The sequence below is a fragment of the Streptomyces sp. NPDC034111 genome (assembly GCF_055575375.1).
In genome coordinates, this window is sequence record NZ_JBVIST010000009.1 from 197,987 (window position 1) to 223,400 (window position 25,414).

Here is a 25,414-nt window from a genome sequence, read left to right on the forward strand (position 1 = left end):
CTCGTACGGTACGGCTGACCGGCCGTCACCGGGCGCCGGCCAGCGCCTCCGCCAGGACGGCCGGAGCCTGTACCAACGACGGGCCGTACCAGGTCAGATGGCGGCCGCTGACCAGCGCGGCGGGCAGCGCGGGGAACGCCTCGGGGCCGTCGTCGGCGGTGAAGCGGTACGGCTCGTCGGGCAGCACGACGAGGTCGGCGGGCCCGGCGTTGAGCGCGTCGAGGGCGATCCGCGGATAGCGCTCCGCGTGGCCGGCGTAGACGTTCCGTACGCCCAGGCGGGCCAGCAGGTCCCCGGCGAAGGTGTCCCGGCCGAGCACCATCCACGGCCGGCGCCAGACCGGCACCACGGCGGCCCTTCCCCAAGCTCTCGACTCCTCCCCAGGGGAGACCCCCATGTCCGGCCGCGCCGGCAGGTCGCGCCATGCGGCCTCCGCGGCGTCCAGCCAGCCGGGCCTGGGCAGCCCGCAGCCGTCGACGAGGACCCGGTGCAGCTCGTGGAACGCCTGGTCCAGCGTCCGGACCTCGGTCACCAGGACGTCGAGCCCGGCAGCCCGCAGCGCTTCGAGGTCCTGCGGACGGTTCTCCTCCTCGTTGGCGATCACGAGGTCGGGCGCCAGGGCCGCGATCGCGGCGGTGTCGGGGTTCTTGGTGCCGCCGATGCGGGCGGCCGCCAGCCCGGCCGGGTGGCTGCACCAGTCGGTGACGCCGGCCAGCAGCTCGGGCGCACCGGCGGCCACCGCCTCGGTGAGGGAGGGCACCAGGGACACCACGCGCCGGTTGACGGTCCTGTGACGGGTCATCCGTCCACCGTACGGCCGGCCGCGACCCCGGCGCTCAGTAGCGCCCGAAGGTGCTGCGCCGGCGGAGCAGATACGCGGCGCCGCCGGCCAGCATGAGCAGCGCCAGACCGCCGGCCGCCTCCGTCACGGTGAGCCCCTCGACCCGCCCGCCGCGCACCGTCACGGTCTCGGTGAACTTCTCCCCGCCCGGCGCACATTCGATGGTGACCCGGTAGCGCCCCGGCGTCGCCCGCTCGGCGACCCTGGCATCGGCGGCCATCCCGGCCGCGCCCGGCCGCAGCACCACAGAGCCGAAGAGCGTCGAGGCCGCCCGTGCGCTCCGGCCGCCGGCACACTGCCGGTCGTCGCTGATGCTCACCCGCTGACCGGCCACCATCGGATCCGGCACGACCTCGGCCCGGGCGACGGGCACGGCCGTCCCCAGCGCGGCGGCGCTGAACAGGGCGACGGCGACGGTGTGCGCAAGCTTCACGCTCCTCAGCGAAGCACCCGCCGCCCCGTTCCGCCACGCCGGCGCAGCCGGTCAGGTGACCCCGGAAAGCGGCGAGCCCCTTCTCCGCCGGCTCGCGGAAAAGGGGCTCGTCGAAGGGGCTCGTCCTCTCGCCTATTTCACCGGCGCCATCTTGTCGACGATGCCCGGGTGGTCAGCGATCCACTTCTCGACGCCCTTGTTCTCGTTGCCCTTGCCGGCGTCCTGGATGTCCTTCTCCAGGCTGCCGAGCTCATCGGCGCTCATCTTCCAGTTCTTCAGCCAGCCGTGGAACTCCGGGAACTTCTTCGGGAAGCTCTTGTTGCCGAGCGACTTGATCTGGTTGTTGGCGCCCCAGGTGCCCTTGGGGTCAGCGAGCTTGGTGAGCTGGTACTTGCTGTACGCCCAGTGCGGCGACCACAGGACGACCGCGATGGGCTCCTTCTTGTGGTAGGCCCGGTCCAGCTCCGCGAGCATCGCGCTGGTCCCGGCCGAGGTGACCTCGAAGTCCTGAAGACCGTAGGCCGGCGCGACGGTGTCCTTGAGCCGCTTCATCTCGCCGGTGCCCGGCTCGATCCCGATGATCTTGCCCTTGAACTCGTCCTTGTGCTCCCGCAGGTCGTCGAGGGTCTTCACCCCCTTGACGTAGGACGGCACCGCGATCTCCAGGGACGTCTTGTCGTACCACGGCCCGACGTCGACGAGATCCTTCTTGTACTTGTCCCAGTACTGCTTCTGCGCGACCGGCAGCCAGCCGTCCGTCTCCACATCGATCTGCCCCGTGGACAGTCCGGTCCACATCGGCCCGATGTCGAGATTGCGGATGTTGGGCTTGTAGCCGCGCTTCTCCAGCACGTTCTTCCACAGGTACGTAGTGGCGATGCCCTCGTCCCACGCGGGGTAGCCGATGTTCGGCGCCTTGCCCGCGTCCTTGCCCTTGGCGTACGTGGCCTTCGCGGACGGTGCGACCTTGTCGACCAGCCCGGGGTGCTTCTTCAGCCAGCTGCGCACACCGTCCTGCTCATGGCCCTCACCGGCGCTCTTGATGTCGTTCTCGAGGCTGGTGAGCTGCTTCTCGTCCAGGTGGAAGTTCTTCATCCACTTGGCGACCTCGGGCTCGTCCTTGGCGAAGCCCTTGCGGCCGATGAGGTGCAGGCTGTCACCGGAGCCGAAGGAGCCCTTGGGGTCCTTCAGCTTGGTGAGCGGGTACTTGTCGTAGGCCCAGTGCGGCGACCACAGGGTGACCGCGATCGGCTTCTTCTGGTGCACGGAGCGGTCCAGCTCGCTGAGCATGGACGCGGTGCTGGACTCCTGGACCTTGTACTCGCCGCCCAGGCCGTAGTCCTTGAGGACCTTCTCCTTGAGGATCTTCATCTCGCCGGCGCCCGGCTCGATGCCGGTGATCTTGCCGCCGAACTCGCCGCCCTTGCCCTTGAGGTCGTCGAGGGTCTTCACGCCCTTGACGTACGAGGGCACCGCGATCTCCAGCGAGGTCTTGTCGTACCAGGCGCCGAGGTCCTCCAGCTTGTCCTTGTACTTGCTCCAGTACGAGGCGTGCGTGGTCGGCAGCCAGGCGTTGGTCTGCACGTCGATGTCCCCGCGGGCCTGCCCGGCGAACAGCGGGCCGGCCTCCAGGGCCTGGACCTTGGGCTTGTAGCCGCGCTCCTCCAGGATCTCCTTCCAGAGGTACGTGGTGGCCTTGCCCTCGTCCCAGTTGACGTAACCCAGGCTGATCGGACGGCCGTTGCCGCCGCCCTGGCCGGCGCCCTTGCCGTACATGCCCATCCCGCCGGCGAGCAGCGCGAGCACGACCACACCGGCCATCGCGACGGAGGTGGCGGGCCGCCAGTGCAGGAACTTCAGCCCGCCGAGCGACGCTTGGGCCTTGGCCAGCGCACGCCGGCCGAGCGGGGAGACCCGCTGGTTGAGCGCACCGGTCATCCGGTCCAGGTACATGGCGAGGATGACCACCGCGAGGCCGGCCTCGGCGCCCAGCGCCACATTGACCGAGCTGATCGCGTTGTAGACGGACGAGCCCAGACCGCCGCCGCCGACCATGCCGGCGATGACGACCATGGACAGCGCCAGCATGATGACCTGGTTGATACCGGCCATGATCGTCGGCAGGGCGAGCGGCAGCTGGACGCGGAAGAGCGTGCGCCGCGGGTGGGTGCCGAACGCCTCGGCCGCCTCGACCAGTTCCTGGTCGACCTGCCGGATGCCCAGCTCGGTCATCCGTACCGCGGGCGGCATGGAGAAGACGATGGTGGCGACGATGCCGGGCACGACGCCGAGGCCGAAGAAGAGGATGCCGGGGATCAGGTAGACCATCGCCGGCATGGTCTGCATCAGGTCCAGGACCGGGCGCAGCGCACCGCCGACGACCCGGCTGCGGGCCGCCCAGATGCCCAGCGGCACGGCGACCACCACGGTGATCAGGCAGGCCACCAGGACCAGGGAGAGCGATTCGATGGTCGGGCTCCACTGCTCGACCGAGTCGATCAGGGCGAACCCGAGGAAGGTGAGCACGGCGGCCGGCAGACCGCGCAGCCACCAGGCGAGCACCGCGAGGATGCCGGCCAGCAGCAGCGGTTCGGGCGCGGCCAGAACCGTGTGAATGGCGTCGTAGAGGCCGTTCAGCACCTTCGTGATGAGGGTGAAGAGCCAGTCGAGGTTGTCGCGCAGCCAGTTGACGGCGTCGTTCGCCCAGCTGCCTATCTGGATCCTAGGCACCGGCGATCACCTTGTCCTCGGGCTCGTCGTCATGGGACTCGCGGTCCTCGGGCGCCTGCGTGGCGGGCTTGTTCACCGTGGGCCGGGCGGGCACGCCGCCGGCCGGGGCCACGTCCCGCTCCGAGGGCTCGCCGAGCACCGCGAGCAGCCGCTCGGCCGGGACGGCACCGACCAGTGCGCCCGTCTCGTCGGTCACCGCGACCGGGACGGCACTGGCCGAGCAGGGCGCGAACAGCTCCACCAGCGGCGTGTCGACGCCGACCGTCGCCGGTGCCGCGGCACGGAACTCCGCCGCCGTGCCGAGCTTCTTGCCGTCCGGCGTGGTGCTGCCGAGCACGGTGCCGACCTCGGCCATCACCGCACCGGCGGTCAGCACCCGGCTGCGGTCCACGTCCTGGATGAAGGAGGCGACATAGTCGTTGGCGGGCCGGACGAGGATGTCCTCGGCGCTGCCGATCTGCACGATCCGCCCGTCCCGCATCACCGCGATCCGGTCGCCGAGGCGCATCGCCTCGTTGAGGTCGTGGGTGATGAAGACGATGGTCTTCTTCAGCGTCTTCTGAAGCTCCAGCAGCTGATCCTGCATATCGCGGCGGATCAGCGGGTCGAGCGCGCTGAAGGACTCGTCCATCAGCAGCAGATCGGCGTTGGTCGCCAGCGCCCTGGCCAGGCCCACCCGCTGCTGCATACCGCCGGACAGCTCGTCGGGCCAGGACTTCTCCCAGCCCTCCAGCCCGGTCAGGGCCAGCGCCTCCGTGGCGCGCTTCTCGCGCTCGGCGCGCGGTACGCCCTGCACCTCCAGGCCGTAGGCGGCGTTCTCCAGCACACTGCGGTGCGGGAAGAGCGCGAAGTGCTGGAAGACCATGGAGATCTTCTCGGAGCGGACCTTGCGCAGTTCCCTGTCGCTGAGCGAGGTGAGGTCCTGGCCGTCGAACCGGACGGTTCCCGCGGTCGGCTCCAGCAGCCCGTTGAGCATGCGCAGCAGCGTCGACTTGCCGGATCCGGACAGACCCATGACGACGAAGATCTGGCCCTCGTCCACCTCGATCGAGGCATCGATCACGGCGGCCGTGGTGCCGTCGGCCCGCAGTTCGTCCCGGCCGGCGCCGGCTTCGAGCTTGCGGACCGCGTCCTCGGGTCGTCTGCCGAACACCTTGTACAGGTGCTCGGCTTGCAGCCTGGACACATATACCTCTCTTGTCGCACGTAAAACGACCTGCCACCCCCGCCGGCAGGTCGTGGAGCGGGACGGATTCGGCCCGCCTTTTACCGATGGAAAAGTTGAATTCGCACCGGGTCCACTCCGGCTCCGCACCTGCCCGCCTTTATGCGGCTCAAACACGACGGTGTTCCGGATCACATCGGTGTGACGTATGGGGCATACGGCATCATGCGAGGTGTGACACGACGCCTGATGCTCCTCGACACCGCCTCCCTCTACTTCCGCGCCTATTTCGGGGTACCGGAATCGGTCAGAGCCCCGGACGGCACACCGGTCAACGCGGTACGCGGTCTGCTGGACTTCATCGCCCGGCTCGTCCAGGACCACCACCCCGACGAGCTGGTCGCCTGTATGGACTTCGACTGGCGCCCCCAGTGGCGGGTCGACCTGATCCCCTCCTACAAGGCGCACCGGGTGGCCGAGGAGGCCCCGGCCGACTCCGCGGAGCCGGACGTGGAGGAGATCCCCGACACCCTCACCCCACAGGTTCCGGTCATCGAGGAGGTCCTGGACGCACTCGGCATCGCCCGTATCGGCGCGGCCGGATACGAGGCCGACGACATCATCGGCACCCTGGCCGCGCGGGCGAAGGGCCCGGTGGACATCGTCACCGGCGACCGCGACCTCTACCAGCTCATCGACGACCGGCGCGGGATCCGCATCCTGTACCCGCTCAAGGGCGTCGGCACCCTCCAGATCACCGACGAGGCGCTGCTGCGCGAGAAGTACGGGGTGGACGGCCCCGGCTACGCCGATCTGGCGCTGCTGCGCGGCGATCCCAGCGACGGGCTGCCCGGCGTGCCCGGGATCGGCGAGAAGACCGCCGCCAAGCTGCTGGCCACCTACGGGAATCTGGCGGGCATCATGGCCGCCGCCGAGGACCCCGCCTCGAAGGTGACCCCCGCACAGCGGCAGCGCCTGCTGGACGCGCGCCCGTACGTCGAGGTCGCCCCGAAGGTCGTCAAGGTGGCCACCGACGTCGCCGTCCCCGACCTCGACCTCACCCTGCCCACCCAACCGGCCGACCCCGAGCGCCTGGAGGCACTTGCCACGCGCTGGGGCCTCGGTGGCGCATTGCACCGCCTGCTCGTCACGCTCGGCCGATGACCTGTTAGGTTAGGTATACCTAATAAATATCTCAGGGGAGACCGCCGTGGCAGCAGAGCGTCCGTCCCGCAAGAAGCCCGCCCTGCACCGGGCCCGGGTGCAGCGCACCGAGCAGCTCACCCCGCACATGGTCCGCGTGGTGCTGGGCGGTGCGGGGCTGGCGGAGTTCACCGCGGGCGAGTACTCCGACCACTACGTCAAGCTGGTCTTTCCGCTGCCCGGCGTGGAGTACCCCGAGCCGTTCGACATCGCGCAGATCCGCGCCGAGTTCCCGCGCAACCGGTGGCCCCGGACCCGTACGTACACCGTCCGCTCCTGGGACGCCGCGGCCCGCGAGCTGACCGTGGACTTCGTGGTGCACGGCGACGAGGGCCTGGCCGGACCTTGGGCGGCCGCCGCGAGGCCGGGCGAGGAGATATACCTGCTCGGCCCCGGCGGCGCATACGTCCCCGAAGCCGGTGCCGACTGGCACCTCCTGGCCGGCGACGAGAGCGCACTGCCGGCCATCGCCGCCTCCCTGGCCCGGATGCCCGCCGGCACACCGGTCCACGCCTTTGTCGAGGTGGCCGGCCCGGAGGAGCGCCAGGAGCTGGACGCGCCCGAGGGCGCCGAGATCACCTGGCTCTACCGCGGCGCCGCCCCGGTGGGCCGCGAACTGGTCGCCGCGGTACGGGCGTTGGACTTCCCGGCCGGCCGGGTCCAGGCCTTCGTGCACGGCGAGGCCGGCTTCGTCAAGGAGCTCCGCCGCCTTCTGCGGGTCGAGCGGGAGATCCCCCGCGAGTCCCTCTCCATCTCCGGCTACTGGCGCACCGGCCATGACGAGGACGGCTGGCAGGCCGGCAAGCGCGAGTGGAACCAGCAGGTCGAGGCCGAGCAGGAGCCGGCAGCGGCGGCCACTTCCTGACGACAGGTCACCGACGCGGCGGCCGGACCCGCACTCTCCGGCCCGCCGCGTCGCCGGCTGGAGCCCGTAGGCCCCGGCCGGCGAACCGGCGGCTCACGCGTCCCCCGCGCCCTCCTCGTAGCGGCGGGCCGACGCATCGACATGCGCCAGCCGTCGCATCGCCATCAGGACCGTGTCCCCCAGGACGGTCCCCACCACGACGCTCTCCACCAGGCCGCAGACCTCCGCATTGCGGCCCACCCAGCCGAGATCGGCGGCCGCCACCCGCTCACAGGCGTCGGCGTAGTCGTCCAGGATCTCCTCGAACTCGCCCTGGCCGACGCCCCGGAACGTGGCCAACGCGACGGCCAGTACCTCGGCGGCCGGGTTCTCCTTGTCGACCAGCCAGCCACGCTTCCGGATCAGCTCCGCGACCGTCTCGCGCGCCTCCGCCATCCCGTCCGGGGTGGCACCCGGCGACGGAGTGAGCGCAAGCTGCGCCGTCCCGAGAACGTTGTGCACCGACTCCTCCGGTGAATCGACGGCGGTCAGCACCTCACGCACCGCCGAGACCGAGAGCCCGCCGACGTCCATCAGCGCACGGATCAGCCGCAGTCTGCGGACGTGCCCGTCGTCATAGCTGGCCTGGTTGGGGCTGGTCAGCCGGCCCGCGGGCAACAGCCCCTCCCGGACGTAGTACTTGATCGTCGGGATCGCGACTCCCGTCGCACGACTCAGCTCCCCGATGCGCATCTGCCGCCCTTTCCCGCGCCGGGACCTCGCCCCGGCACCGCACTCCCCGGGCATCCCGCACACTCCCGGCCTTGCCAATCCAGCCCCCATCATAGATAGTCCAGCTATCAGATAGCGGAGAGCGTCACTATCCATTCTGCTGGGGGATCCGTATGTCCAGATACCGTTCGCTGCTCGTCTTCTCCTGGGCGATGGCCGCGCTCGCGGTCGTCGCGGCGGTCGGCCTGATCGTCGACGACCGGGTGCTGGTCGGGGCACCGATCTGGTTCAAGCCGTTGAAGTTCGCGCTGTCGTTCACCGCCTACGGGCTGACGCTCGCCTGGATGCTCTCCCGGCGCCCGGCGCCGAGCCGGATCGGCGACTGGGCCGCACACACCGTCGTGGCGGCCGGCGTCATCGAGATGGCCATCATCACCGGGCAGACGATCCGCGGCCGGCGCAGCCACTTCAACCTCGAAACCCCGCTGGACCAGGGCCTGTTCGCCACCATGGGGCTCACCATCGTGGTCCTGTGGACCGCCACTCTTGTCATCGCCCTCCTGCTCTTCCGGGCCCGCCTGGGCGACCGGGCCACCACCTGGGCGATCCGGCTCGGCGCCCTGCTCGCCCTGGCCGGACTGCTGCTCGGCGGGCTGATGGTGCTGCCGACCCCGGAGCAGGAAGCGGCGGGCGCGCTGCGTACCGCGGTCGGCGCACACAGCGTCGGCGTCCCCGACGGCGGGCCGTCCATGCCGCTGACCGGCTGGAACACCACCGGCGGCGATCTGCGCATCCCGCACTTCGTCGGTATGCACGCCCTCCAGGCACTGCCGCTGTTCCTGTACGCGATCGAGGCGCTGGCCGGGCGGTTCCGCCGGCTGCGCGACGAGCGGGTACGGCTGCATCTGGTGCTGGTCGCGGCCGGGTTCACCGCCGCGCTGCTGGCACTGGTGACCTGGCAGGCGCTGCGCGGCCAGGCGCTGAGCCACCCGGACGGGGCGACGCTGGGCGCGCTGGGTGCCCTCCTGACGGCCACCGCCCTCGCCACCTACGCGGCCCTCCGCCGCCCCACCGACGCCGCTCCCCACGACGGCCACGCCACCCCGTCCCCCACCCCCGCACCGGAGTTCACGCCATGACCACCTCCACCCTCTTCGATCTCGCCTTTCTGCTCGCGGCGCCCGTCTGGGCGCTGCTGATCCTGGCCCCCGGATGGCGCTGGACCGACCGGATCGCCGCCTCACCGCTGCCGATGGTGCCGGTCCTCGTGGTCTATCTCGCCCTGGTCGTCCCGGTGTTCCCGCAGCTGTGGGCGGCGGTCAGCCGGCCCGACCTGGCGGGCTTCCAGGAGTTGCTGCGGCTCGGCGGCGGGGCCGGGGCGATCTGGGCGCAGGTGATCGCATGGGACCTCTTCCTGGGCCAGTGGATGTACCGCGAGGCCCGCGCCCTGGGTATCCATCCCCTGGTGATGGCCCCGCTGCTGGTACTGACCGTGCTGCTCTCCCCCATCGGCGTACTGCTCTTCCTCGCCCTCCGCGCGGCCGTACGCCTCCGCGGCCACCGCACGCCGAACACCCGCCCGGCCGGGGCCGAGGCGACCGCCTCACCGGCGACACCGGTCCCGTGAACCACACCAGGGGGCCGCGCCAGGACACCGCTAGTCGCGGTGGAAGACCTCCCGCATCGGCGTCCACCACTCCCCCGGCACCGCCCCCTCCGTCTGTTCCTGGCAGGGGTCGGTGAGCCGCCACCACTCCTGGGTGACCGGGTCGGCGGCCATCTTGGCCATGTCGGCGGCGTAGTCGTCGCCGGTGTACTCGACGTAGGAGAACAGCAGATCGCCCTGGAGGAAGATCGAGTAGTTACGGAGGTTGCAGGCGGTGATCGTCGCCAGCACCTCCGGCCAGACCTGGGCATGCAGCCGCAGATACTCCTCGCGGTGTTCCGGCCGCAGCCGGATGAGCTTGCCGAAACGCCGTACCGGAGCCGCCTGTTCGCCGTTGTCCGCACCCATGGACTCATCCTGCACCAGCCGGCGGGCCCGCAACACCCGGGCACCCGGCCGATGATGTGCCCGCCCGTGCACCCGGCCGGCCGGTCCGGGCAGTGACCGGCGCCGCGCCCCCGTACGGCGGGGGCGCGGCGCCGTCGTGCGGCACGGGCCGGCGCGGCAGGTGCCGCTCAGCCGACCGAGGAGTACGCCACCACGCCGCGCAGCACCCCGTCCATCGCCCGGCGGGCGGCCTTCGCCACCGTGCCGCCGGGCGGGGCGGCGGCCGCGATCTGGCCGAGGACATCGACGAGTTGCTTGCACCAGCGGACGAAGTCACCGGCGGGCATCTCCGCCTCGCGCAGCACCTCGTCGAGGCCGAAGCCGGAGGCCCAGCGGTACGCGGCCCAGGCGAAGCCGAGGTCCGGCTCACGCTGGCCGACACCCTCTGCCTGATTGATCTTGTGGTCCTCCTCCAGGGCGTCCAGCCGGCCCCAGATACGGACCATCTCCCCCAGCGCGTCCCGGGCCTTGCCGGTCGGCAGCTTGGGCGCCACCGCGTCGTCCGCCTGCCGCGCCTCGTACACCAGCGCCGAGGCGCAGGCCGCCAGCTCCGCGGGGCCCAGGCCCTCCCAGACGCCCTCGCGCAGGCACTCGCTCGCCAGCAGATCCAGCTCTCCGTAGAGCCGGGCCAGCCGGCGGCCCTCGTCGGTGACCGTGTCACCTTCGAGGTAGTCCAGCTCCGTCAGCAGCGCACAGATCCGGTCGAAGGTGCGGGCGATGGTGTTCGTCCGGCCCTCGATCCGGCGCTCCAACTGCCGGGTGTCGCGCAGCAGTCGGTGGTAGCGCTCCGCCCAGCGGGCGTGGTCCTCACGCTCGGCGCAGCCATGGCAGGGGTGCGCGCGGAGCGCCGTCCGCAGCCGGGAGATCTCCCGGTCGTCGGCCGCCGCCGAACGGGGCTTACGGTGCCGCGACGGCACCAGATGCCCGGCCTTCGTACGCAGCGCGGACGCCAGATCGCGGCGCGACTGCGGACTGCGGGCGTTGAAGGACTTGGGGATCCGCATCCGGTCCAGCGCCGTGACCGGCACCGGGAAGTCCATCGAGGCCAGCCGCTTGACCTGCCGTTCGGCGGTCAGCACCAGCGGGCGCGGGCCGTCCTGGGCGTCGAAACCGCGGTGGCCGTTCGTCCGCCCCGGCGGTGTGCCGGGGTCGAGGACCAGCGCCAGACCCGCGTACTTGCCGGTCGGCACATGGATGACATCGCCGGGCTTGAGCTTCTCCAGCGCCGCCGCGGCCGCCACCCGCCGCTGCGCCGCGCCCTGCTTGGCCAGCTCCGTCTCCCGGTCCTTCAACTCCCGCCGCAGCCGGGAGTACTCCTCGAAGTCGCCGAGGTGGCAGGTCATCGAACCGCGGTAACCCGCCAGTCCCTCTTCGTTCTTCTGCACCTGCCGGGAGATCCCGACCACCGACTTGTCGGCCTGGAACTGCGCGAACGACATCTCCAGCAGCTCCCGCGAACGGTGCCGGCCGAACTGCGAGACGAGGTTGACCGCCATGTTGTACGACGGCTTGAACGACGAGCGCAGCGGATACGTCCGCGTCCCGGCGAGCCCGGCCAGCGCGCCCGGGTTCATCCCGCGCTGCCACAGCACCACCGCATGGCCCTCGATGTCGATGCCACGGCGCCCCGCCCGGCCCGTCAACTGGGTGTACTCGCCAGGGGTGATGTCGGCGTGCTGCTCGCCGTTCCACTTCACGAGCTTCTCCAGCACCACCGACCGCGCCGGCATGTTGATGCCCAGCGCCAGCGTCTCGGTGGCGAAGACGGCCTTGACCAGCCCCTTGACGAACAGTTCCTCGACGACCTCCTTGAACGTCGGCAGCATGCCGGCGTGGTGCGCGGCGATACCTCGCTCCAGGCCCTCCAACCACTCGTAGTAGCCCAGCACATGGAGGTCGTCGTCCGGGATACCGGCCGTCCGCGCCTCGACTATGCGGCGGACCTGCTCACGGCCCTCCTGGTCGTTGAGCCGCAGCCCCGAATACAGGCACTGCTGGACGGCGGCCTCGCAGGCGGCCCGGCTGAAGATGAAGGTGATCGCGGGGAGCAGGCCCTCGTTGTCGAGGCGGTCGATCACCTCGGGCCGGCTCGGCGTCCAGACCCGCGCCCGCTGGCGCCGCTCCCGCTCGCGGTCCGCCTCGCGCATGGTGCGGCCGCGCCGTTTGTCCCGGCCGAACGTCGGCCGGCTGTTCTCCATGCGGGCCAGCCGCTCCAGATCCGGGTTGACCTCACGGCGGCCCCCGCTCTGGCCGTCCCGCTCCTCGAAGAGGTCATATATCCGGCGGCCGGCGAGGACGTGCTGCCACAGCGGCACCGGGCGGTGCTCGGAGACGATCACTTCGGTGTCGCCCCGGACCGTGTCCAGCCAGTCGCCGAACTCCTCGGCGTTGGAGACCGTCGCCGACAGTGACACCAGCGTCACCGACTCGGGGAGGTGGATGATCACCTCTTCCCAGACGGCGCCGCGGAAACGGTCGGAGAGGTAGTGCACCTCGTCCATGACCACATAGCCGAGGCCGACCAGCGACTGCGACCCCGCATACAGCATGTTCCGCAGCACTTCGGTGGTCATCACGATCACCGGCGCCTCGGAGTTGACGCTGTTGTCGCCGGTCAGCAGACCGACCTTGCCGGCACCGTAACGCTTGACCAGATCCTGGTACTTCTGGTTGGAGAGCGCCTTGATCGGCGTGGTGTAGAAGCATTTGCGGCCCTGCTCCAGGGCCAGGTGGACGGCGAACTCGCCGACGATCGTCTTGCCGGATCCGGTGGGAGCCGCGACCAGCACACCCTTACCGGTCTCCAGGGCACGGCACGCCTCGACCTGGAACGGATCCAGATCGAAGTCGTACATCTCTCGGAAAGGGGCGAGTGCGGTGGCCTGCTCGGCCGCCCGGAGCTTGGCGGCGGCATAGCGCTCAGCAGGGGACATGTCCTCGGTCATCGTGCTTACGAGCCTACCGGCCACCTCTGACAACGACCCGATCTTTATGGCGGCCCTTTACCGAGCGGCCGCCCGCCGCCCGGGACAACCCCCGCGAACGGCGCCGGAGCAGGCCCCCGCGTACGCCAACGGCCCCGGCTCATCGAGCACGGGGCCGTCACAGCACGTCAGGGGCCGTTACGTCACGTCGTCATAGCCACCGCGGCCATGCGCCCCGCCGTCGCCGCTCTCACCGCTCGCCTGCTCCGGCAGCATCCGCCCGGACGACACCGGCTCGATCTGCCCGACGTCCGTGGGCGTCAGATCCAGCGCCGAGGCCTCGTCATCGCTCAGCGCCGCATCCGGATTGCGCCGTACCCGGCGGCGGTCGTTGAGCAGGCAGATCCCGACGGCACCGAAGTACAGCACCACGATCGGTGCGGCCAGCAGCCCCATGGTCATCGGGTCACCGGTCGGGGTGGCGACCGCCGCGAAGACCGTGATGCCCAGCACCATGAACCGCCACCAGCTCAGGATCCGGCCACCGGTGAGCACCCCGCCGAAGTTGAGCAGCACCAGCAGCAGCGGCAGCTCGAAGGCGAGGCCGAAGACCACGACCATGCGCGTGACGATGTCGAAGAACTCATCGGCCGGGAAGAAGTTGGCCCAGTCGTCGGGGGTCAGTCCGACCAGCGCACCCGCCGTGGTGGGCAGCACCGCGTAGGCGAGGTAGGCGCCGCCGAGGAAGAGCGGCACACCGGCGGCGACAAAGCTCAGTGCGTACTTCTTCTCGTGCCGGTGCAGACCCGGCGCGAGGAAGGCCCAGAGCTGGTAGAGCCAGACCGGGCTCGCCGCGACCACGCCGGTGGTGAGGGACAGCTTGAGCAGGATGGTGAACGGTGCCAGCAGGCCGTTGGCGGTGACCTGTGCGCACGGGTGGGTACGTCCGCCGACGGCCGAGGCACCGCGGGGGCAGCCCACCGCGTCGATCACCGGGCCCGTGATGAAGTGGGCGATCGCGTCGTACTGCCACATCGCGATGACGGTGACCACACCGATCGCCAGCACCGACTTCAGCAGCCGGTTGCGCAGCTCACGCAGATGCGCCGCGAGCGGCATCCGCCCCTCGGGGTCCTTTTCCTGCTTGCGGGCAGACTTGAGCAACCCACTTCCTCGTCTCGTGCGTCAGCGTTCCCGGCCGGGCGGGGTGACTGGATCGGTTCGGTCAGCCCTGCTTGGTGGTGTGGTTCGGCTCGGCCACGGGGCGCGAGCTGCTCACATCACCGGGAGCCGCCTGGATCGTACGAGGAGCCTGCTGGGCGTCGGCGGGAGCCTCGGACGCCGTGCCGGCCTGGGCACCGCCCTCCGCGTCGCCGTCCTTCTTCATCGCCTTGGCCTCGCTCTTGAGGATACGAGCGGACTTGCCGAGCGAACGCGCCATGTCCGGAAGCTTCTTCGCGCCGAACAGCAGCACAATGACAACGAGGATCAGGATGATCTCGGGGGCCCTCAGGTTGCTGAGCATGTGCGACTACCTTCTCGCCGGGGCGGCGTCTGCTGTGGTGCCTGCCGATGGGGTCGGACTGGCGTCCTGGTGCTGAATCGATCGTAACGTTCGGTGGTGAACGCCGGGCAATCCCCTTGCGTACTCCCGATTGCCCCGACCGCCGCGCTGTCTGAACCGCGCATGCAGCCTACCTCTCCGACGGGCGCGGCAGCAGGGCGCCGCCGCCTGCGGCAACATCCCGGAGGCCCCCTCCACGGGGTCAGTCCCGGCCGGCCTCGTGCATCCGCGAGGCCAGCGGAACGGCGGCCCTCTCCAGATCCTGCGCCGCCCGCTGGATCCGCTCCGATGTCGCACCGACCTGGCGGGCCAGCCGCCGCACCTCGACGAAGACGCGGACGGCGAGGATGCCGAGCACGGCGAGGCCGAGGAAGCCGAGGGCGATTGCGATCATGGGCCAGAGCATGCGGCGAGCCTACCGGTCAGCCCGTGTGCAGCCGCAGCGTGCGCACCCCGCCGCCGGTGAGCAGCTCGATGATCCGCTCGCCGGCCGGTTTGCGCACCGCACGACGGCACTCCGGGCAGGTGAAGGAGTAGAAGGTGGTGCGGCTGCTGGCGCCGATCGCCAGCCGGAAGGCGTCCGAGGCCAGCTCGAAGCGGCCCCGGCAGTCCGGGCAGGCCGCCTTGAAGAGCACCGGAGTGCTCACGCCCGCCATCCTGGTCGTCATCCTTCGCTGCCTCCTCCTGCTGCCTGTGGTCTTCCCCCTACCTGAACGCTCCTACGGTCAACAGGGCGCCCCGCGCGGTACCCGGTGCGCCGCGCTCACTCGCCGTACGCCGCGAGCGCCTGCTCGGCGGCGCGCCGTGCACTGTCCGCGAGCGCCTGCGGCGCCACGATCCGGCCGTCCCGGCCCAGCCGCAGCGCCAGCCGCCGCAGCGAGGCCGGGTCGGGGGTGCGCAGGGTGATGCGCAGCCCGCCGTCCGGCAGCTCCTCGGCGCTGTCGTGCGGGTAGTACTCGGCGACCCAGCGGCCGCCAGGACCGACCTCGACGGACACCTCGGGGTCCTCGGCGGCCGGCTGCACCAGGCCCTCCGACAGGTCCCGCAGCTCGACCGGCGGCGGGTCGGAGGGCGCGTCGAGCAGCTTGATCTCGGCGACCCGGTCGAGGCGGAAGGTGCGCCGGGCCTCCGAGAGCCGGCACCAGGCCTCCATGTAGGTGTGGCCGACGGCGAAGAGCCGGATCGGATCCACCTCGCGCTCGGTCAGCTCGTCGCGGGCCGGTGAGTAGTAGCGCAGCCACAGCCGGCGCCGCTCGGCGATCGCGCGGTCGACGTCCGCGAAGACCCCGCCCTCGGACTCGAACGTGACCGAGAGCCGGGCGCTGGCACCGGCCACCTCGCCGGCCGCCGCCTCCAGCTTGGCGGTGGCCCGCAGCAGCGCCTGCCGGTCGCCCTCGCGCAGCCCGGGCAGGGTGGCCACCGCGCGGGCCGCGACCAGCAGGGCGGTCGCCTCGTCGGCGGCCAGCCGCAGCGGCTCGGCGACATCGTCGGGGTTGTGCCACCAGATGCGGTCGCCGTCGGTGTCGATGTCGAGCAGGTCGCCGCCGCGGAAGCTCGTCCCGCACATCGGCAGGACGTCGAGGTCGGCGATGAGCTCGTCCTCGGTGATGCCGAAGGCGCGGGCGACATCGCTGACGCGGGCACCGGGGCGTTCGCGCAGATACGTCACCAGGGACAGCATCCGGCGGGTCTGGTCGATCGCGTTCGTAGCCATAGGAGTTGGTGTCCCGTCCCTCTCAGCCCTTGGCCACGGCGCGCAGCCGGTCGATGACATCGGCGCGCAGCTCGGCGGGTTCCAGTACGACCACATCGGGCCCGAACTCCACGAGCCAGGCGTCCAGTCCGTGGCCGTTGGGGATCTCCAGCTCGTCCCAGCCGTCGCCCAGGTCCCGGACGGTGAGCGCCCGGGCCCGCAGCGGATAGCCGTGCTCGGCCCGGAGTTTGATCCGGGCGGTGCCGGTGGCGGTCTCCCCGGCCCAGCTCTCGACGGTCTCGCGGACGGTGACGTGATCGGGCACCGGCGCGGTGAACTTCCCTTGCCGGGAACGGACCTTGCCGGTGATCCGGGAGAGCCGGAAGACCCGCTCGGCCTTGCGGTCGCGGTCCCAGCCGGCCAGGTACCAGTGGCCGCGCCAGCACTCCAGGATCCACGGTTCGACATGCCGCTGCTCGGGGTGCGCCGCGGTGGACTTGCGGTAGTCGAAGACGACCGGACGGCGGTCGCGGCAGGCCAGCATCAGCGGCTCGAAGGCCGCTTCGTGGGCGGGGATACGCGGTTCGAGGGCGCTGTGCGGCTGCCCGGCGTCGTAGTCCGCACCGTCCTCGGCCAGCGGCATCCCGGCAGCGCGGAGCTTCTGCAACGCGCCGCTGGCGGCACCGGCCAGCCGGGCCTGCTGCCAGATCTTGGCGGCCAGCCCGAGGGCGGCGGCCTCCGCGGCGTCCAGGGTGATCGGGGGCAGCCGGTTGCTGTCCCGGCGGGCGAGGTAGCCCACGTCGCCCTCGATGCCCTCGACGGTCTCGATGACCAGCCCGAGCTCGCGCAGATCGTCCTTGTCCCGCTCGAACATGCGGTTGAAGGACTCGTCCGAGCTCGCCGCGCCATGTCCCGCCCCGGAGGCCGCGCTTCCCGGCCCGGAGGACGCGTACCCCGGCCCGAAGGCCTCGAGGTAGGCCTCGATCGACGACCTGAGCTCACGCTTGGTCAGCGGGCGTCGCGTCCCCAGCAGGCACAGCGCCAGGTTCATCAGCCGCTCGGCCTTGGCAATGGCCATCGACGCCCTTTCTCGTTGAACTCCCGATCGTGACCGTACCGCTCGCGGTGCCCCGGGTAAAAGCCGAGGGCCCATGCCGAGCGAGGCATGGGCCCTCAGACGTACATCACCGGCCGGCCGGGGCCGGCGCCGGCAGGAGTCTCAGACGGAGACCAGGTCGCAGACGAAGATCAGCGTCTCGCCCGGGGCGATCCGGCCGCCGCCCGCGCCGCGGTCGCCGTAGGCGAGGTGCGCGGGGATGGTCAGCCGGCGGCGGCCGCCGACCTTCATGCCCTGCACACCCTGGTCCCAGCCTGCGATGACCTGGCCGGCGCCCAGCTGGAACTGGAGCGGCTTGCCGCGGTTCCAGCTCGCGTCGAACTCCTCGCCGGTGCTGAAGGCCACGCCGACGTAGTGGACGGAGACGGTGTCCCCGGCCTTGGCGACCGGCCCGTCGCCCTCCTTCAGGTCCACGATCTCGAGCTCGGTGGGAGCCGGGCCCTCAGGAAAGTCGATCTCGGGCTTGTCGATGCTCACGGATGTGCTCCTACTTACGAATCTTTACGATTACCGGGCCAGTCTCGCAGATCTTGCAGGTCCAGCCGTCAGACCGTGCCGACGATGTCGACCGAGAAGACCAGGGTGTTCTTCGCCAGCTCGTGCTGCGGACTCGCGCCGTACGCCAGCTTCGGCGGGATCACGATCTCCACCCGGTCACCGACGTGCTTGCCGACCAGCGCCTTGTCCCAGCCCTGGACGACCTGGCCGGTGCCGATCTGGAACGCGGTCGCGCCACCGTGGTCCCAGGAGGAGTCGAACTTCTTGCCGTCCTCCCACTTCACACCGGTGTACTGCGCGATCAGCCCGTCACCGGCCTTGACCTCACGGCCCTTGCCCTTGATCAGGACCTGCTCCTTGAGGCCCGTGGGGGCCTTCTCGCCCTTGGGGACGGTGATCGTCGCGGCCTTCTCGTCCACGGCCTTCACCTCGGGCATGCCGCTCTCCGCGTCGGCCTGGGTGCCCTCGGACTTCGCCTTCTTGTCGACCTTCTGCGCGCCGACCACGTCGACGACCCACACCAGGCCGTCGCCCGGCTTGATACCGGACTGCGGGTTCAGACCGGGGCCGATGAGCGCCTTGGCGGTGCCCTCGACCTCGAAGCGGCTGCCGACCTTCTGCCCGGCCACCGCGGACATCACCTTCGGCGGCAGCATCTGCTGCGTCGGCTGGTCGGAGACCTCGCTGACGACCTGGGTGCGCGGGCCCCCCGGCTTGGCGCCGGGCTGCGGCGTCCAGCTGCTGCCGAGGTTCTGGCCCTTCATCGTCTGCGCCGAGAAGTCCAGCCGGACCAGATCACCCTTCTTGACGACCGCGCCGTCCCCCTTGATGAGGGTCTTGGTGACCGCCGTGTCGGACGGCTTGGCGTCCTTGGGCACCGTGATCTTGGGCTTCGCGCCCGCCTTGCCCTCGACCTTGACGACGGCCTCGTCCGACGAGCCCTTGCCGTCGTCGGACCCGCATGCGGCGGTGAACAGCAGCAGGGGCACGGTCAGCGCAGCGGCGGCGGCGCGGCGGGCGTGCTTCGGGAACGAGTGGGGGTGCGGGGTTCGTGCCCCGGAGAGATTCAGCATCAGTCCAACTCGGGCTCGTGGGGTGGTGGGCAATGCCCGCCACTCTACGACCTGTCCCCATGGACCACTCCCGGCACAACACAGCGATGTGCCGGGAGCTCGCGCCCCCGGCACACCTCCGCATTCCCCGCGGGTCACATCCCGGCGATCAGCTTCTCCACCCGGTCGTCCACCGAACGGAACGGGTCCTTGCACAGGACCGTGCGCTGCGCCTGGTCATTGAGTTTGAGGTGTACCCAGTCGACCGTGAAATCACGGCGCTGCTCCTGAGCACGGCGGATGAAGTCACCGCGCAGCCGGGCCCGAGTGGTCTGCGGCGGCACCGACTTGCCCTCGAAGATCTTCAAGTCGTTGCAGATCCGCGCCGCTTGGCCCTTGCGCTCCAGGAGGTAATAGAGCCCCCTGCGACGGTGAATGTCGTGGTACGCCAGGTCTATCTGCGCCACTCGTGGGTGGGACATGGTGATGTTGTTCTTTGTGCGATACCGCTCGATGAGCTGATGTTTCATCACCCAGTCGATCTCGGTCGAGATCCGGTCCAGCTCCTCGTCGCGGATCGCCTCCAGCGTACGGCCCCACAGTTCCAGGACCCGCTCGACCAGACCCGTACGGATTCCGCGGCGTTCGCAGAAATCCACGGCCTTTTCGTAGTACTCCTGCTGGACCTCCAGCGCCGAGGCCTCCCGGCCGCTGGCCAGCCGCACCTTGCGCTGGCCGGTGATGTCATGGCTCACCTCACGGATGGCCCGGATCGGGTTCTCCAGCGTGAGATCGCGCATGACCGTGCCCGCCTCGATCATGCGCAGAACGAGGTCCGTGGCACCGACCTTGAGCATCATCGTCGTCTCGGACATGTTGGAGTCACCGACGATGACGTGCAGCCGGCGGTAGCGCTCGGCGTCCGCATGCGGTTCGTCGCGGGTATTGATGATCGGGCGGGAGCGGGTGGTCGCCGAGGAGACGCCCTCCCAGATGTGCTCCGCGCGCTGGCTGACGCAGTAGACGGCGCCGCGCGGCGTCTGGAGCACCTTTCCCGCGCCGCACAGCAGCTGACGGGTGACGAGAAACGGAATGAGGATGTCCGCGAGCCGGGAGAACTCACCATGACGGGCGACGAGATAATTCTCGTGGCAGCCGTAGGAGTTTCCCGCCGAATCGGTGTTGTTCTTGAAGAGGTAGACGTCGCCCGCGATTCCCTCCTCATGCAGGCGGCGCTCGGCGTCGACGAGCAGGCCCTCGAGAATGCGCTCACCGGCCTTGTCATGGGTGACCAGCTCGGTCACGTTGTCGCACTCGGGAGTTGCGTATTCCGGGTGCGAACCCACGTCCAAGTACAGGCGGGCGCCGTTCCGCAGGAAGACATTGCTGCTGCGGCCCCATGACACGACACGGCGGAAGAGGTACCGCGCCACTTCGTCAGGCGACAGTCGGCGCTGTCCCCTGAACGTGCACGTGACGCCGTACTCGTTCTCCAGCCCGAAAATGCGGCGGTCCATGACTGAACATTACGCCTGACGGCCTGCTCTGAAACCGGGTTCGACCGCCCCGTTTCGATCATTTTCCGCCGTGGCCGCCTCGGCCGTACGCCGCACGGGCTCACCGAGAAATCGCTTCGTCGACAAAAGGACGAGCAGCGCGGCGAGACCACTCGCACCGGCCACCGCGAACCCCGCCGCCGCACCGCCGCCCTCCACCGCCGGGCCCGCCACCGACGAACCCACCGACGCGCCGACGCCGAACGTCGTCACCAGCCACGAAAACGCCTCCGTCACCGTGCCCTTGGGCGCATGCCGGTCCACCACCACGAACGCACAGGCCAGCGACGGCGCCAGAAAGACCCCGGCAACCCCCGACAGCACCGTCATCCCGGCCACCCCGGGCGCCAGCGCCAGCGGCAGATACCCCAGCGCCAGCATCCCCACCAGCAGCCGCAGCCGGCCCTCCGGCCGCCCCGGCCATTCGCGGGCCCCGTAGACCAGACCACCGACGAGCGCCCCGGCGCCGAGCGCGGAGAGCAGATAGCTGGAGACCATCCCGCCCCCGTGCACATCGGCGTACGCCACCGCCGCGACCGCGATCGACCCCAGCGCCAGTCCGACGAAGAAGAACGCCCCGAGCAGCACCAGCAGCCCGGCCGAGCGCAGCGCACCCAGCCAGTGCGCCTCCCGCGGCCCGCTGCGCCATGTCCGCGACGGCGGCGAGACCACTACGGAGAGCGCGCCCAGCACCCCGGCCACATTGATCACCAGCAGCGCCGCCCCCGCCGACCAGGCCGCCACACCCAGCGTCACCAGCAACGGACCGACCGCGAACATGACCTCCTGCGCGACCGCGTCCAGCGCATAGGCGGCGTGCACCCGGTCCGCCCGTTTGAGGACCCCCGGCCACAGCGCCCGCAGCCCGCCCTCCAGGGGCGGGGTGAAGAAACCGGCGATCACCATGGCCACGTACGCCAGCCACAGCACCTCAAGGCCGACGGCCGCCAGCAGCGCCATCCCGAGCGCGGAGAGCACCGCGGCGGGCAGCATCACCCGCGGCTGGCCGTAGAGGTCCACGGCCCGGCCGAGCAGCGGCTGGCCGATCGCCGTGCAGACGCCGTAGACCGCGGTGAGCGCGCCGGCGAGCACATAGCTGCCGCCCTCGGCCCGTACGAAGAGCACGATGGCCAGCGAAGCGGTGGCGTTCGGCAGCCTGCCGACCAGGGTCCCCATCAGCAGCCGGGCCGCATGCCGGGTCCTGAGCAGCTCCGCATATCCCGCGGCCATCCGTGCCCCTTCCGTCCGTGGTCTCGTTCCGCCCCGAAGTTTTACGTATAACGCTCGCCGTTATACGTATCATGGCTGCAGCCGCGGGTCCACCCCGCACGGCCGAAACGAGGAGCGGAACACCCGGTGACCAGCAACGAGGCCACAGCACCCGGCCACCAGGCCGCCACCCGGACCACCAGCCGGGACGTGGCCCGCGCCGCCGGCGTCTCCCAGGCCGCGGTCTCCCTCGTCCTGGGCGACAAATGGCGCGGCCGGGTCTCCCCCGGCAAGGCCGACGCGGTCCGCGCCGCCGCCCGCGAACTGGGCTACCGCCCCAACCTCGCCGCGCGCAGCCTGCGCATGGGCCGCACCCGCACCGCACTGCTCGTCGTCCCCGCCCTGACCACCGAGTTCTTCGCACGGGTCTATACGGGCGCGGCGCGGGTCGCCGCCGACCACGGCTTCGGCGTCGTCCTCTACCCCTCCCCCGAAGGCATCGGCCCGGCCCGCGACCCGTTCGACTCCGCCGCGACCACCCTCGACGGAGTGATCGCCTCCTCCATGGCCGCCGAAGCCCTCACCGCCCTCCGCGACACCGGCCTGCCACTGGTGATGCTCGACAGCGACCCCCACGACGACCGGGCCACCGCCACCGTCAACCTCGATATCGCCGACGGCGTACGGCAGTTGACCGCCCATCTGACCGCGCTCGGCCACCGCCGCATCACCCACCTCGCGGCCGAGGTGCAGTCCTGGACCTTCGACGTCCGCGCCCGCGCCGTCACCGAATCCCTCGCCGCGGTCCCCGGCACACAGCTGCGCCGGCAGGCCGCCGCCCTCGGCGTCGACGCCGGGCTGCGCGCCGCCCACGCCGCCCTCACCGCCCCCGGCCCCCGTCCCACCGCCCTGCTCTGCGACGACGACATCATCGCCGCGGGCGCCTGCAAGGCCGTACGCCGCCTGGGCCTGCGGGTCCCCGAGGACGTCTCGGTCACCGGATTCGACGACCTCGCGCTCGCCGTCGCCGTCGAGCCGGAGCTGACGACCGTACGGCTGCCTGCCGAGGAGTTCGGCGAGGCCGGGATGCGGGCCCTGATGGCCGCGCTCGACGGGCGCCCCGCCCCCTCCCCCACCCTGCCCGTGGAGCTGGTCACCCGCGGCTCCACCGCCCCGCCCCCGGACGGAGCCTGAAACGCCGCGCGCCCCGGCGGGCGATGACCCACCGGGGCGCGATCGGGACAGCCGGCCCGACAGCGGTACGTCAGAGCAGAGGCTCCCCTTCGGAGCCGCCCTCGTCCTTGGCTCCCTTACCGCCGGAGCCCTTGGCCCCCTTGTCCGCCGAAGTGCCGGACTCCTCGCCGGCGCCGCCGGAATCCGCGTCCGCCGCCGGCTTTTCGGCACCGGCCTCGCCGCTCTCCTCCAGCAGCCGGGACAGCTGACGGCCCAGGATTCGCTTGAACTTGCGCTGCTGAGGCCGCGTACGGTCCAGCGTCGCCACCTCCAGCTGCTCGGCGGTCAGCGTGCGCTCACTGCCGTTGGTGTCCCGCGACAGCGACTCCATGGCCAGCTTCAGCGCCTCGGACAGCGTCATCCCGTCGCGGTGGCGCTGGTCGAGGTAGCTGCTGATCTGGTCCGCATTGCCACCGACGGCCACCGAGCCGTGCTCGTCGACGATCGACCCGTCGTGCGGCAGCCGGTAGATCTGGTCGTCCTCCGGGGCGCTGCCGACCTCGGCGACGATCAGCTCGACCTCGTACGGCTTCTCGGCCGCGCTGGAGAAGATCGTGCCGAGCGTCTGGGCGTAGACGTTCGCGAGGCCGCGCGCGGTCACGTCCTCGCGGTCGTAGGTGTAACCCCGCAGATCGGCGTAGCGCACGCCACCGATCCGCAGATTCTCGAACTCGTTGTACTTGCCGACCGCCGCAAAGGCGATCCGGTCATAGATCTCGCTGACCTTGTGCAGGGCGCGGGAAGGATTCTCGGCGACGAAGACCACGCCGTCGATGTACTGCAACACCACGACGCTGCGGCCGCGCGCGATGCCCTTGCGGGCGTACTCGGCGCGGTCGGCCATGGCCTGCTGGGGTGAGACATAGAACGGCGTCGACACCGGCTATCCGTCCCTTCCTGTCAAAAGCTCTCTCACTGGCTGGGGGCGCCCCCAGCGGTCTCCGGGGGAGCACTGCGGAACTTCCGTCCCGTCAGAGCAGCGCGGCACGCGGGCCGTCGGGCTGTTCGAGGCGGCGCTCGTGGACCGCCCGGGCGATCTCCGAGACCTCGGAGTCGGCCAGCCTCCGATAGCCCTCGTCCGTGATCACCGTGACGATCGGGTAGATCCGCCGCGCCATGTCGGGCCCCCCGGTCGCCGAGTCGTCGTCAGCGGCGTCGTAGAGCGCCTGGACCACCGCGGTGGCGGCCTGATTCTCCGTGAAGTCCTCCTGGTAGAGCTTCTTCAGCGCGCTGCGCGCGAACACCGAGCCGGAGCCGGTCGCCGCGAAGCCCTGCTCCTCCGAGCGCCCGCCGGTCACGTCGTACGAGAAGATCCGGCCCTTCTCGCGGTCGAGGTCGTAGCCCGCGAAGAGCGGCACCACGGCCAGGCCCTGCATGGCCATCCCGAGATTGCTGCGAATCATCGTCGAGAGCCGGTTCGCCTTGCCCTCCAGGGAGAGTTGAGCGCCTTCGACCTTCTCGAAATGCTCCAGCTCCAGCTGGAAGAGCTTGACCATCTCGACGGCGAGCCCGGCGGTGCCGGCGATACCGACCGCGCTGTACTCGTCGGCCGGGAAAACCTTCTCGATGTCGCGCTGCGCGATGACATTGCCCATCGTCGCCCGCCGGTCACCGGCGAGGACCACCCCGCCGGCGAACGTCGCGCCCACGATCGTCGTGCCGTGCGGCGCCTCGATGGCCCCCTGCACCGGCGGCAGCGGGCGGTTGCCCGGCAGCAGATCAGGCGAGTGCGCCCCGAGAAAGTCCATGAACGACGAGGATCCAGGCGTCAGGAAGGCAGCTGGTAGACGCCCGGTGCTTCGAGTATTGGCTTCCACACGTTTCCTTCCAGATACTCGGCCGCCCGCCTCAAGACGTCCGGCCGATCCTTGAATTGACCCAAGGCTGCGTTGCAACTGAAGCACAGTACGCCTCGGACCTTACCCGTCTCGTGGCCGTGATCCACATGCACGGAGTCGGCTTCCCGGCAGATCACGCGCATCCGGTGCCGTTCCTTGGTCAGCGCGTCGCGGCCGGCTTCGCCGAGGCCGTGGTGGCGCTGGCGCATGCGGTGACGGTGAGCCGCACGCTCCCGGCAGTGCCGCGGCAGACCCTCACGGTTCAACCGCTGGCGGGCGAACGCCACGTGCGGCTTCTCCTCACCACACCGCACGCAGCGCTTCGCATCGCTCTGCTCCTCCACACGCCCTCCCCCGCACCTTCGATTCGAAGGCAAAAAGGCGCTTACTGCCCGCCCTTTTGGACGAAGGACCGCACGAAGTCCTCGGCGTTCTCCTCCAGGACATCGTCGATCTCGTCCAGGACGGAGTCCACGTCGTCCGACAACTTCTCCTGGCGTTCCTTGAGGTCTTCCGAGGCCTGCGCGTCCTGTGTCTGCTCCTCGACCTCTTCCGTGGAACGCGTGGCCTTGGCCTGTCCGCCGCCGCTGTCCTTGGTCGCCATATCCCTCACCCCGCTCGGTTCGCCCCGCTCGATGTGACCTTCAAGATCCGACCCTACAAGCAGGGTCCGACATCGGCCCTGCTCTTCCTCCAACGCCCGGGAGTCACCACGATGATTCCCGCACC

Annotated in this window: 26 protein-coding genes; 5 read left to right on the plus strand and 21 right to left on the minus strand. The window is 70.6% G+C overall.

Going from position 1 to position 25,414, the window contains the following annotated elements; genetic code table 11:
* Positions 1-25: 25 nt before the first annotated feature.
* The 4 genes from ACZ55A_RS22150 to ACZ55A_RS22165 all read right to left on the minus strand — a co-directional run bounded on the left by ACZ55A_RS22150 (position 26) and on the right by ACZ55A_RS22165 (position 5,190).
* Positions 26-802: a helical backbone metal receptor gene (locus tag ACZ55A_RS22150; protein ID WP_468842560.1), complete on the minus strand. Its 777-nt coding sequence runs from the start codon at positions 800-802 to the stop codon at positions 26-28.
* Between the two features lie 34 nt (positions 803-836).
* Entirely contained in the window at positions 837-1,274 is a 438-nt protein-coding gene (locus tag ACZ55A_RS22155; protein WP_468842563.1) for a hypothetical protein, read from the minus strand.
* 132 nt (positions 1,275-1,406) lie between these two features.
* Entirely contained in the window at positions 1,407-4,004 is a 2,598-nt protein-coding gene (locus tag ACZ55A_RS22160) for an ABC transporter permease/substrate binding protein (RefSeq protein WP_468842565.1), read from the minus strand.
* Complete coding sequence (locus tag ACZ55A_RS22165; protein WP_468842568.1) at positions 3,997-5,190, minus strand: quaternary amine ABC transporter ATP-binding protein; 1,194 nt, start codon at positions 5,188-5,190, stop codon at positions 3,997-3,999. Before ACZ55A_RS22165 ends, ACZ55A_RS22160 begins: the two co-directional genes overlap by 8 nt.
* A 228-nt stretch (positions 5,191-5,418) precedes the next feature.
* Between ACZ55A_RS22165 and ACZ55A_RS22170 the strand changes: the two genes are divergently transcribed.
* Together ACZ55A_RS22170 and ACZ55A_RS22175 are read left to right on the plus strand one after the other, a co-directional pair.
* Positions 5,419-6,333: a 5'-3' exonuclease gene (locus ACZ55A_RS22170; protein WP_468842672.1), complete on the plus strand. Its 915-nt coding sequence runs from the start codon at positions 5,419-5,421 to the stop codon at positions 6,331-6,333.
* A 46-nt stretch (positions 6,334-6,379) separates the two neighbouring features.
* Complete coding sequence (locus ACZ55A_RS22175) at positions 6,380-7,237, plus strand: siderophore-interacting protein (protein ID WP_468842570.1); 858 nt, start codon at positions 6,380-6,382, stop codon at positions 7,235-7,237.
* A gap of 93 nt (positions 7,238-7,330) precedes the next feature.
* On the opposite strand, the gene ACZ55A_RS22180 is transcribed toward ACZ55A_RS22175, so the two are convergent.
* Entirely contained in the window at positions 7,331-7,969 is a 639-nt protein-coding gene (locus ACZ55A_RS22180) for a MerR family transcriptional regulator (protein ID WP_468842573.1), read from the minus strand.
* 191 nt (positions 7,970-8,160) lie between these two features.
* Between ACZ55A_RS22180 and ACZ55A_RS22185 the strand changes: the two genes are divergently transcribed.
* Positions 8,161-9,087 (plus strand): hypothetical protein, encoded by a 927-nt coding sequence (locus tag ACZ55A_RS22185; RefSeq protein ID WP_468842675.1) that lies wholly within the window; start codon positions 8,161-8,163, stop codon positions 9,085-9,087.
* Positions 9,084-9,575, plus strand: a complete 492-nt coding sequence (locus ACZ55A_RS22190) for an ABA4-like family protein (protein WP_468842576.1) — start codon at positions 9,084-9,086, stop codon at positions 9,573-9,575. The genes ACZ55A_RS22185 and ACZ55A_RS22190 overlap by 4 nt, the downstream gene beginning before the upstream one ends.
* 30 nt (positions 9,576-9,605) lie before the next feature.
* Here the strand turns inward: ACZ55A_RS22190 and ACZ55A_RS22195 are convergent, their stop codons facing one another.
* The 12 genes from ACZ55A_RS22195 to ACZ55A_RS22250 all read right to left on the minus strand — a co-directional run bounded on the left by ACZ55A_RS22195 (position 9,606) and on the right by ACZ55A_RS22250 (position 21,635).
* Complete coding sequence (locus ACZ55A_RS22195) at positions 9,606-9,962, minus strand: L-rhamnose mutarotase (protein WP_468842579.1); 357 nt, start codon at positions 9,960-9,962, stop codon at positions 9,606-9,608.
* A gap of 167 nt (positions 9,963-10,129) precedes the next feature.
* A complete protein-coding gene (locus ACZ55A_RS22200; protein WP_468842581.1) occupies positions 10,130-12,946 on the minus strand; it encodes a DEAD/DEAH box helicase in 2,817 nt (938 codons plus the stop codon).
* A gap of 177 nt (positions 12,947-13,123) precedes the next feature.
* Positions 13,124-14,089, minus strand: a complete 966-nt coding sequence (gene tatC, locus ACZ55A_RS22205; RefSeq protein WP_468842584.1) for a twin-arginine translocase subunit TatC — start codon at positions 14,087-14,089, stop codon at positions 13,124-13,126.
* A 61-nt stretch (positions 14,090-14,150) separates the two neighbouring features.
* Positions 14,151-14,450, minus strand: coding sequence for a Sec-independent protein translocase subunit TatA (tatA, locus tag ACZ55A_RS22210; RefSeq protein WP_468842587.1), 300 nt, complete (start codon positions 14,448-14,450; stop codon positions 14,151-14,153).
* Between the two features lie 241 nt (positions 14,451-14,691).
* Entirely contained in the window at positions 14,692-14,895 is a 204-nt protein-coding gene (locus ACZ55A_RS22215) for a hypothetical protein (protein WP_468842590.1), read from the minus strand.
* 16 nt (positions 14,896-14,911) lie between these two features.
* Entirely contained in the window at positions 14,912-15,157 is a 246-nt protein-coding gene (locus ACZ55A_RS22220; protein ID WP_468842593.1) for a hypothetical protein, read from the minus strand.
* A gap of 95 nt (positions 15,158-15,252) precedes the next feature.
* The gene (locus ACZ55A_RS22225) at positions 15,253-16,203 is read right to left on the minus strand and encodes a helix-turn-helix transcriptional regulator (RefSeq protein ID WP_468842596.1); all 951 of its coding nucleotides are present in this window, start codon (positions 16,201-16,203) and stop codon (positions 15,253-15,255) included.
* 22 nt (positions 16,204-16,225) lie between these two features.
* Positions 16,226-17,260, minus strand: a complete 1,035-nt coding sequence (locus ACZ55A_RS22230; protein ID WP_468842598.1) for a helix-turn-helix transcriptional regulator — start codon at positions 17,258-17,260, stop codon at positions 16,226-16,228.
* A 141-nt stretch (positions 17,261-17,401) separates the two neighbouring features.
* Positions 17,402-17,776, minus strand: coding sequence for an FKBP-type peptidyl-prolyl cis-trans isomerase (locus tag ACZ55A_RS22235; RefSeq protein WP_468842601.1), 375 nt, complete (start codon positions 17,774-17,776; stop codon positions 17,402-17,404).
* A gap of 68 nt (positions 17,777-17,844) precedes the next feature.
* On the minus strand, positions 17,845-18,870 hold the full coding sequence (locus ACZ55A_RS22240) for an FKBP-type peptidyl-prolyl cis-trans isomerase (protein ID WP_468842604.1): 1,026 nt from the start codon (positions 18,868-18,870) through the stop codon (positions 17,845-17,847).
* Positions 18,871-19,004: 134 nt separating this feature from the next.
* The gene (pafA, locus tag ACZ55A_RS22245) at positions 19,005-20,366 is read right to left on the minus strand and encodes a Pup--protein ligase (RefSeq protein ID WP_468842607.1); all 1,362 of its coding nucleotides are present in this window, start codon (positions 20,364-20,366) and stop codon (positions 19,005-19,007) included.
* Between the two features lie 9 nt (positions 20,367-20,375).
* Positions 20,376-21,635 (minus strand): MFS transporter, encoded by a 1,260-nt coding sequence (locus tag ACZ55A_RS22250; protein WP_468842610.1) that lies wholly within the window; start codon positions 21,633-21,635, stop codon positions 20,376-20,378.
* 126 nt (positions 21,636-21,761) lie between these two features.
* Here ACZ55A_RS22250 and ACZ55A_RS22255 point away from each other — a divergent pair, with 126 nt between their 5' ends.
* Positions 21,762-22,808, plus strand: coding sequence for a LacI family DNA-binding transcriptional regulator (locus tag ACZ55A_RS22255; RefSeq protein WP_468842613.1), 1,047 nt, complete (start codon positions 21,762-21,764; stop codon positions 22,806-22,808).
* Between the two features lie 70 nt (positions 22,809-22,878).
* Here ACZ55A_RS22255 and prcA read toward each other — a convergent pair whose 3' ends face one another.
* The 4 genes from prcA to ACZ55A_RS22275 all read right to left on the minus strand — a co-directional run bounded on the left by prcA (position 22,879) and on the right by ACZ55A_RS22275 (position 25,289).
* Complete coding sequence (gene prcA, locus ACZ55A_RS22260) at positions 22,879-23,727, minus strand: proteasome subunit alpha (RefSeq protein WP_468842616.1); 849 nt, start codon at positions 23,725-23,727, stop codon at positions 22,879-22,881.
* Between the two features lie 91 nt (positions 23,728-23,818).
* Positions 23,819-24,664: a proteasome subunit beta gene (gene prcB, locus ACZ55A_RS22265; RefSeq protein WP_468842618.1), complete on the minus strand. Its 846-nt coding sequence runs from the start codon at positions 24,662-24,664 to the stop codon at positions 23,819-23,821.
* Complete coding sequence (locus ACZ55A_RS22270) at positions 24,616-25,029, minus strand: endonuclease domain-containing protein (RefSeq protein ID WP_468842621.1); 414 nt, start codon at positions 25,027-25,029, stop codon at positions 24,616-24,618. The genes prcB and ACZ55A_RS22270 overlap by 49 nt, the downstream gene beginning before the upstream one ends.
* Before the next feature lie 41 nt (positions 25,030-25,070).
* The gene (locus ACZ55A_RS22275) at positions 25,071-25,289 is read right to left on the minus strand and encodes a ubiquitin-like protein Pup (protein WP_006607619.1); all 219 of its coding nucleotides are present in this window, start codon (positions 25,287-25,289) and stop codon (positions 25,071-25,073) included.
* Positions 25,290-25,414 lie beyond the last annotated feature (125 nt).

Excerpts from the sequence above, each read along its gene's own strand:
- ACZ55A_RS22220 (WP_468842593.1), bottom strand. The coding sequence starts at position 15,157 with ATGACGACCAGGATGGCGGGCGTGAGCACTCCGGTGCTCTTCAAGGCG.
- ACZ55A_RS22250 (WP_468842610.1), bottom strand. The coding sequence starts at position 21,635 with ATGGCCGCGGGATATGCGGAGCTGCTCAGGACCCGGCATGCGGCCCGG.
- ACZ55A_RS22170 (WP_468842672.1), top strand. The coding sequence starts at position 5,419 with ATGCTCCTCGACACCGCCTCCCTCTACTTCCGCGCCTATTTCGGGGTA.
- ACZ55A_RS22240 (WP_468842604.1), bottom strand. The coding sequence starts at position 18,870 with ATGCTGAATCTCTCCGGGGCACGAACCCCGCACCCCCACTCGTTCCCG.
- ACZ55A_RS22275 (WP_006607619.1), bottom strand. The coding sequence starts at position 25,289 with ATGGCGACCAAGGACAGCGGCGGCGGACAGGCCAAGGCCACGCGTTCC.
- ACZ55A_RS22200 (WP_468842581.1), bottom strand. The coding sequence starts at position 12,946 with ATGACCGAGGACATGTCCCCTGCTGAGCGCTATGCCGCCGCCAAGCTC.
- ACZ55A_RS22150 (WP_468842560.1), bottom strand. The coding sequence starts at position 802 with ATGACCCGTCACAGGACCGTCAACCGGCGCGTGGTGTCCCTGGTGCCC.
- ACZ55A_RS22230 (WP_468842598.1), bottom strand. The coding sequence starts at position 17,260 with ATGGCCATTGCCAAGGCCGAGCGGCTGATGAACCTGGCGCTGTGCCTG.
- ACZ55A_RS22180 (WP_468842573.1), bottom strand. The coding sequence starts at position 7,969 with ATGCGCATCGGGGAGCTGAGTCGTGCGACGGGAGTCGCGATCCCGACG.
- ACZ55A_RS22195 (WP_468842579.1), bottom strand. The coding sequence starts at position 9,962 with ATGGGTGCGGACAACGGCGAACAGGCGGCTCCGGTACGGCGTTTCGGC.
- ACZ55A_RS22225 (WP_468842596.1), bottom strand. The coding sequence starts at position 16,203 with ATGGCTACGAACGCGATCGACCAGACCCGCCGGATGCTGTCCCTGGTG.
- pafA (WP_468842607.1), bottom strand. The coding sequence starts at position 20,366 with ATGGACCGCCGCATTTTCGGGCTGGAGAACGAGTACGGCGTCACGTGC.
- ACZ55A_RS22215 (WP_468842590.1), bottom strand. The coding sequence starts at position 14,895 with ATGCTCTGGCCCATGATCGCAATCGCCCTCGGCTTCCTCGGCCTCGCC.
- ACZ55A_RS22190 (WP_468842576.1), top strand. The coding sequence starts at position 9,084 with ATGACCACCTCCACCCTCTTCGATCTCGCCTTTCTGCTCGCGGCGCCC.
- ACZ55A_RS22185 (WP_468842675.1), top strand. The coding sequence starts at position 8,161 with ATGGCCGCGCTCGCGGTCGTCGCGGCGGTCGGCCTGATCGTCGACGAC.
- tatA (WP_468842587.1), bottom strand. The coding sequence starts at position 14,450 with ATGCTCAGCAACCTGAGGGCCCCCGAGATCATCCTGATCCTCGTTGTC.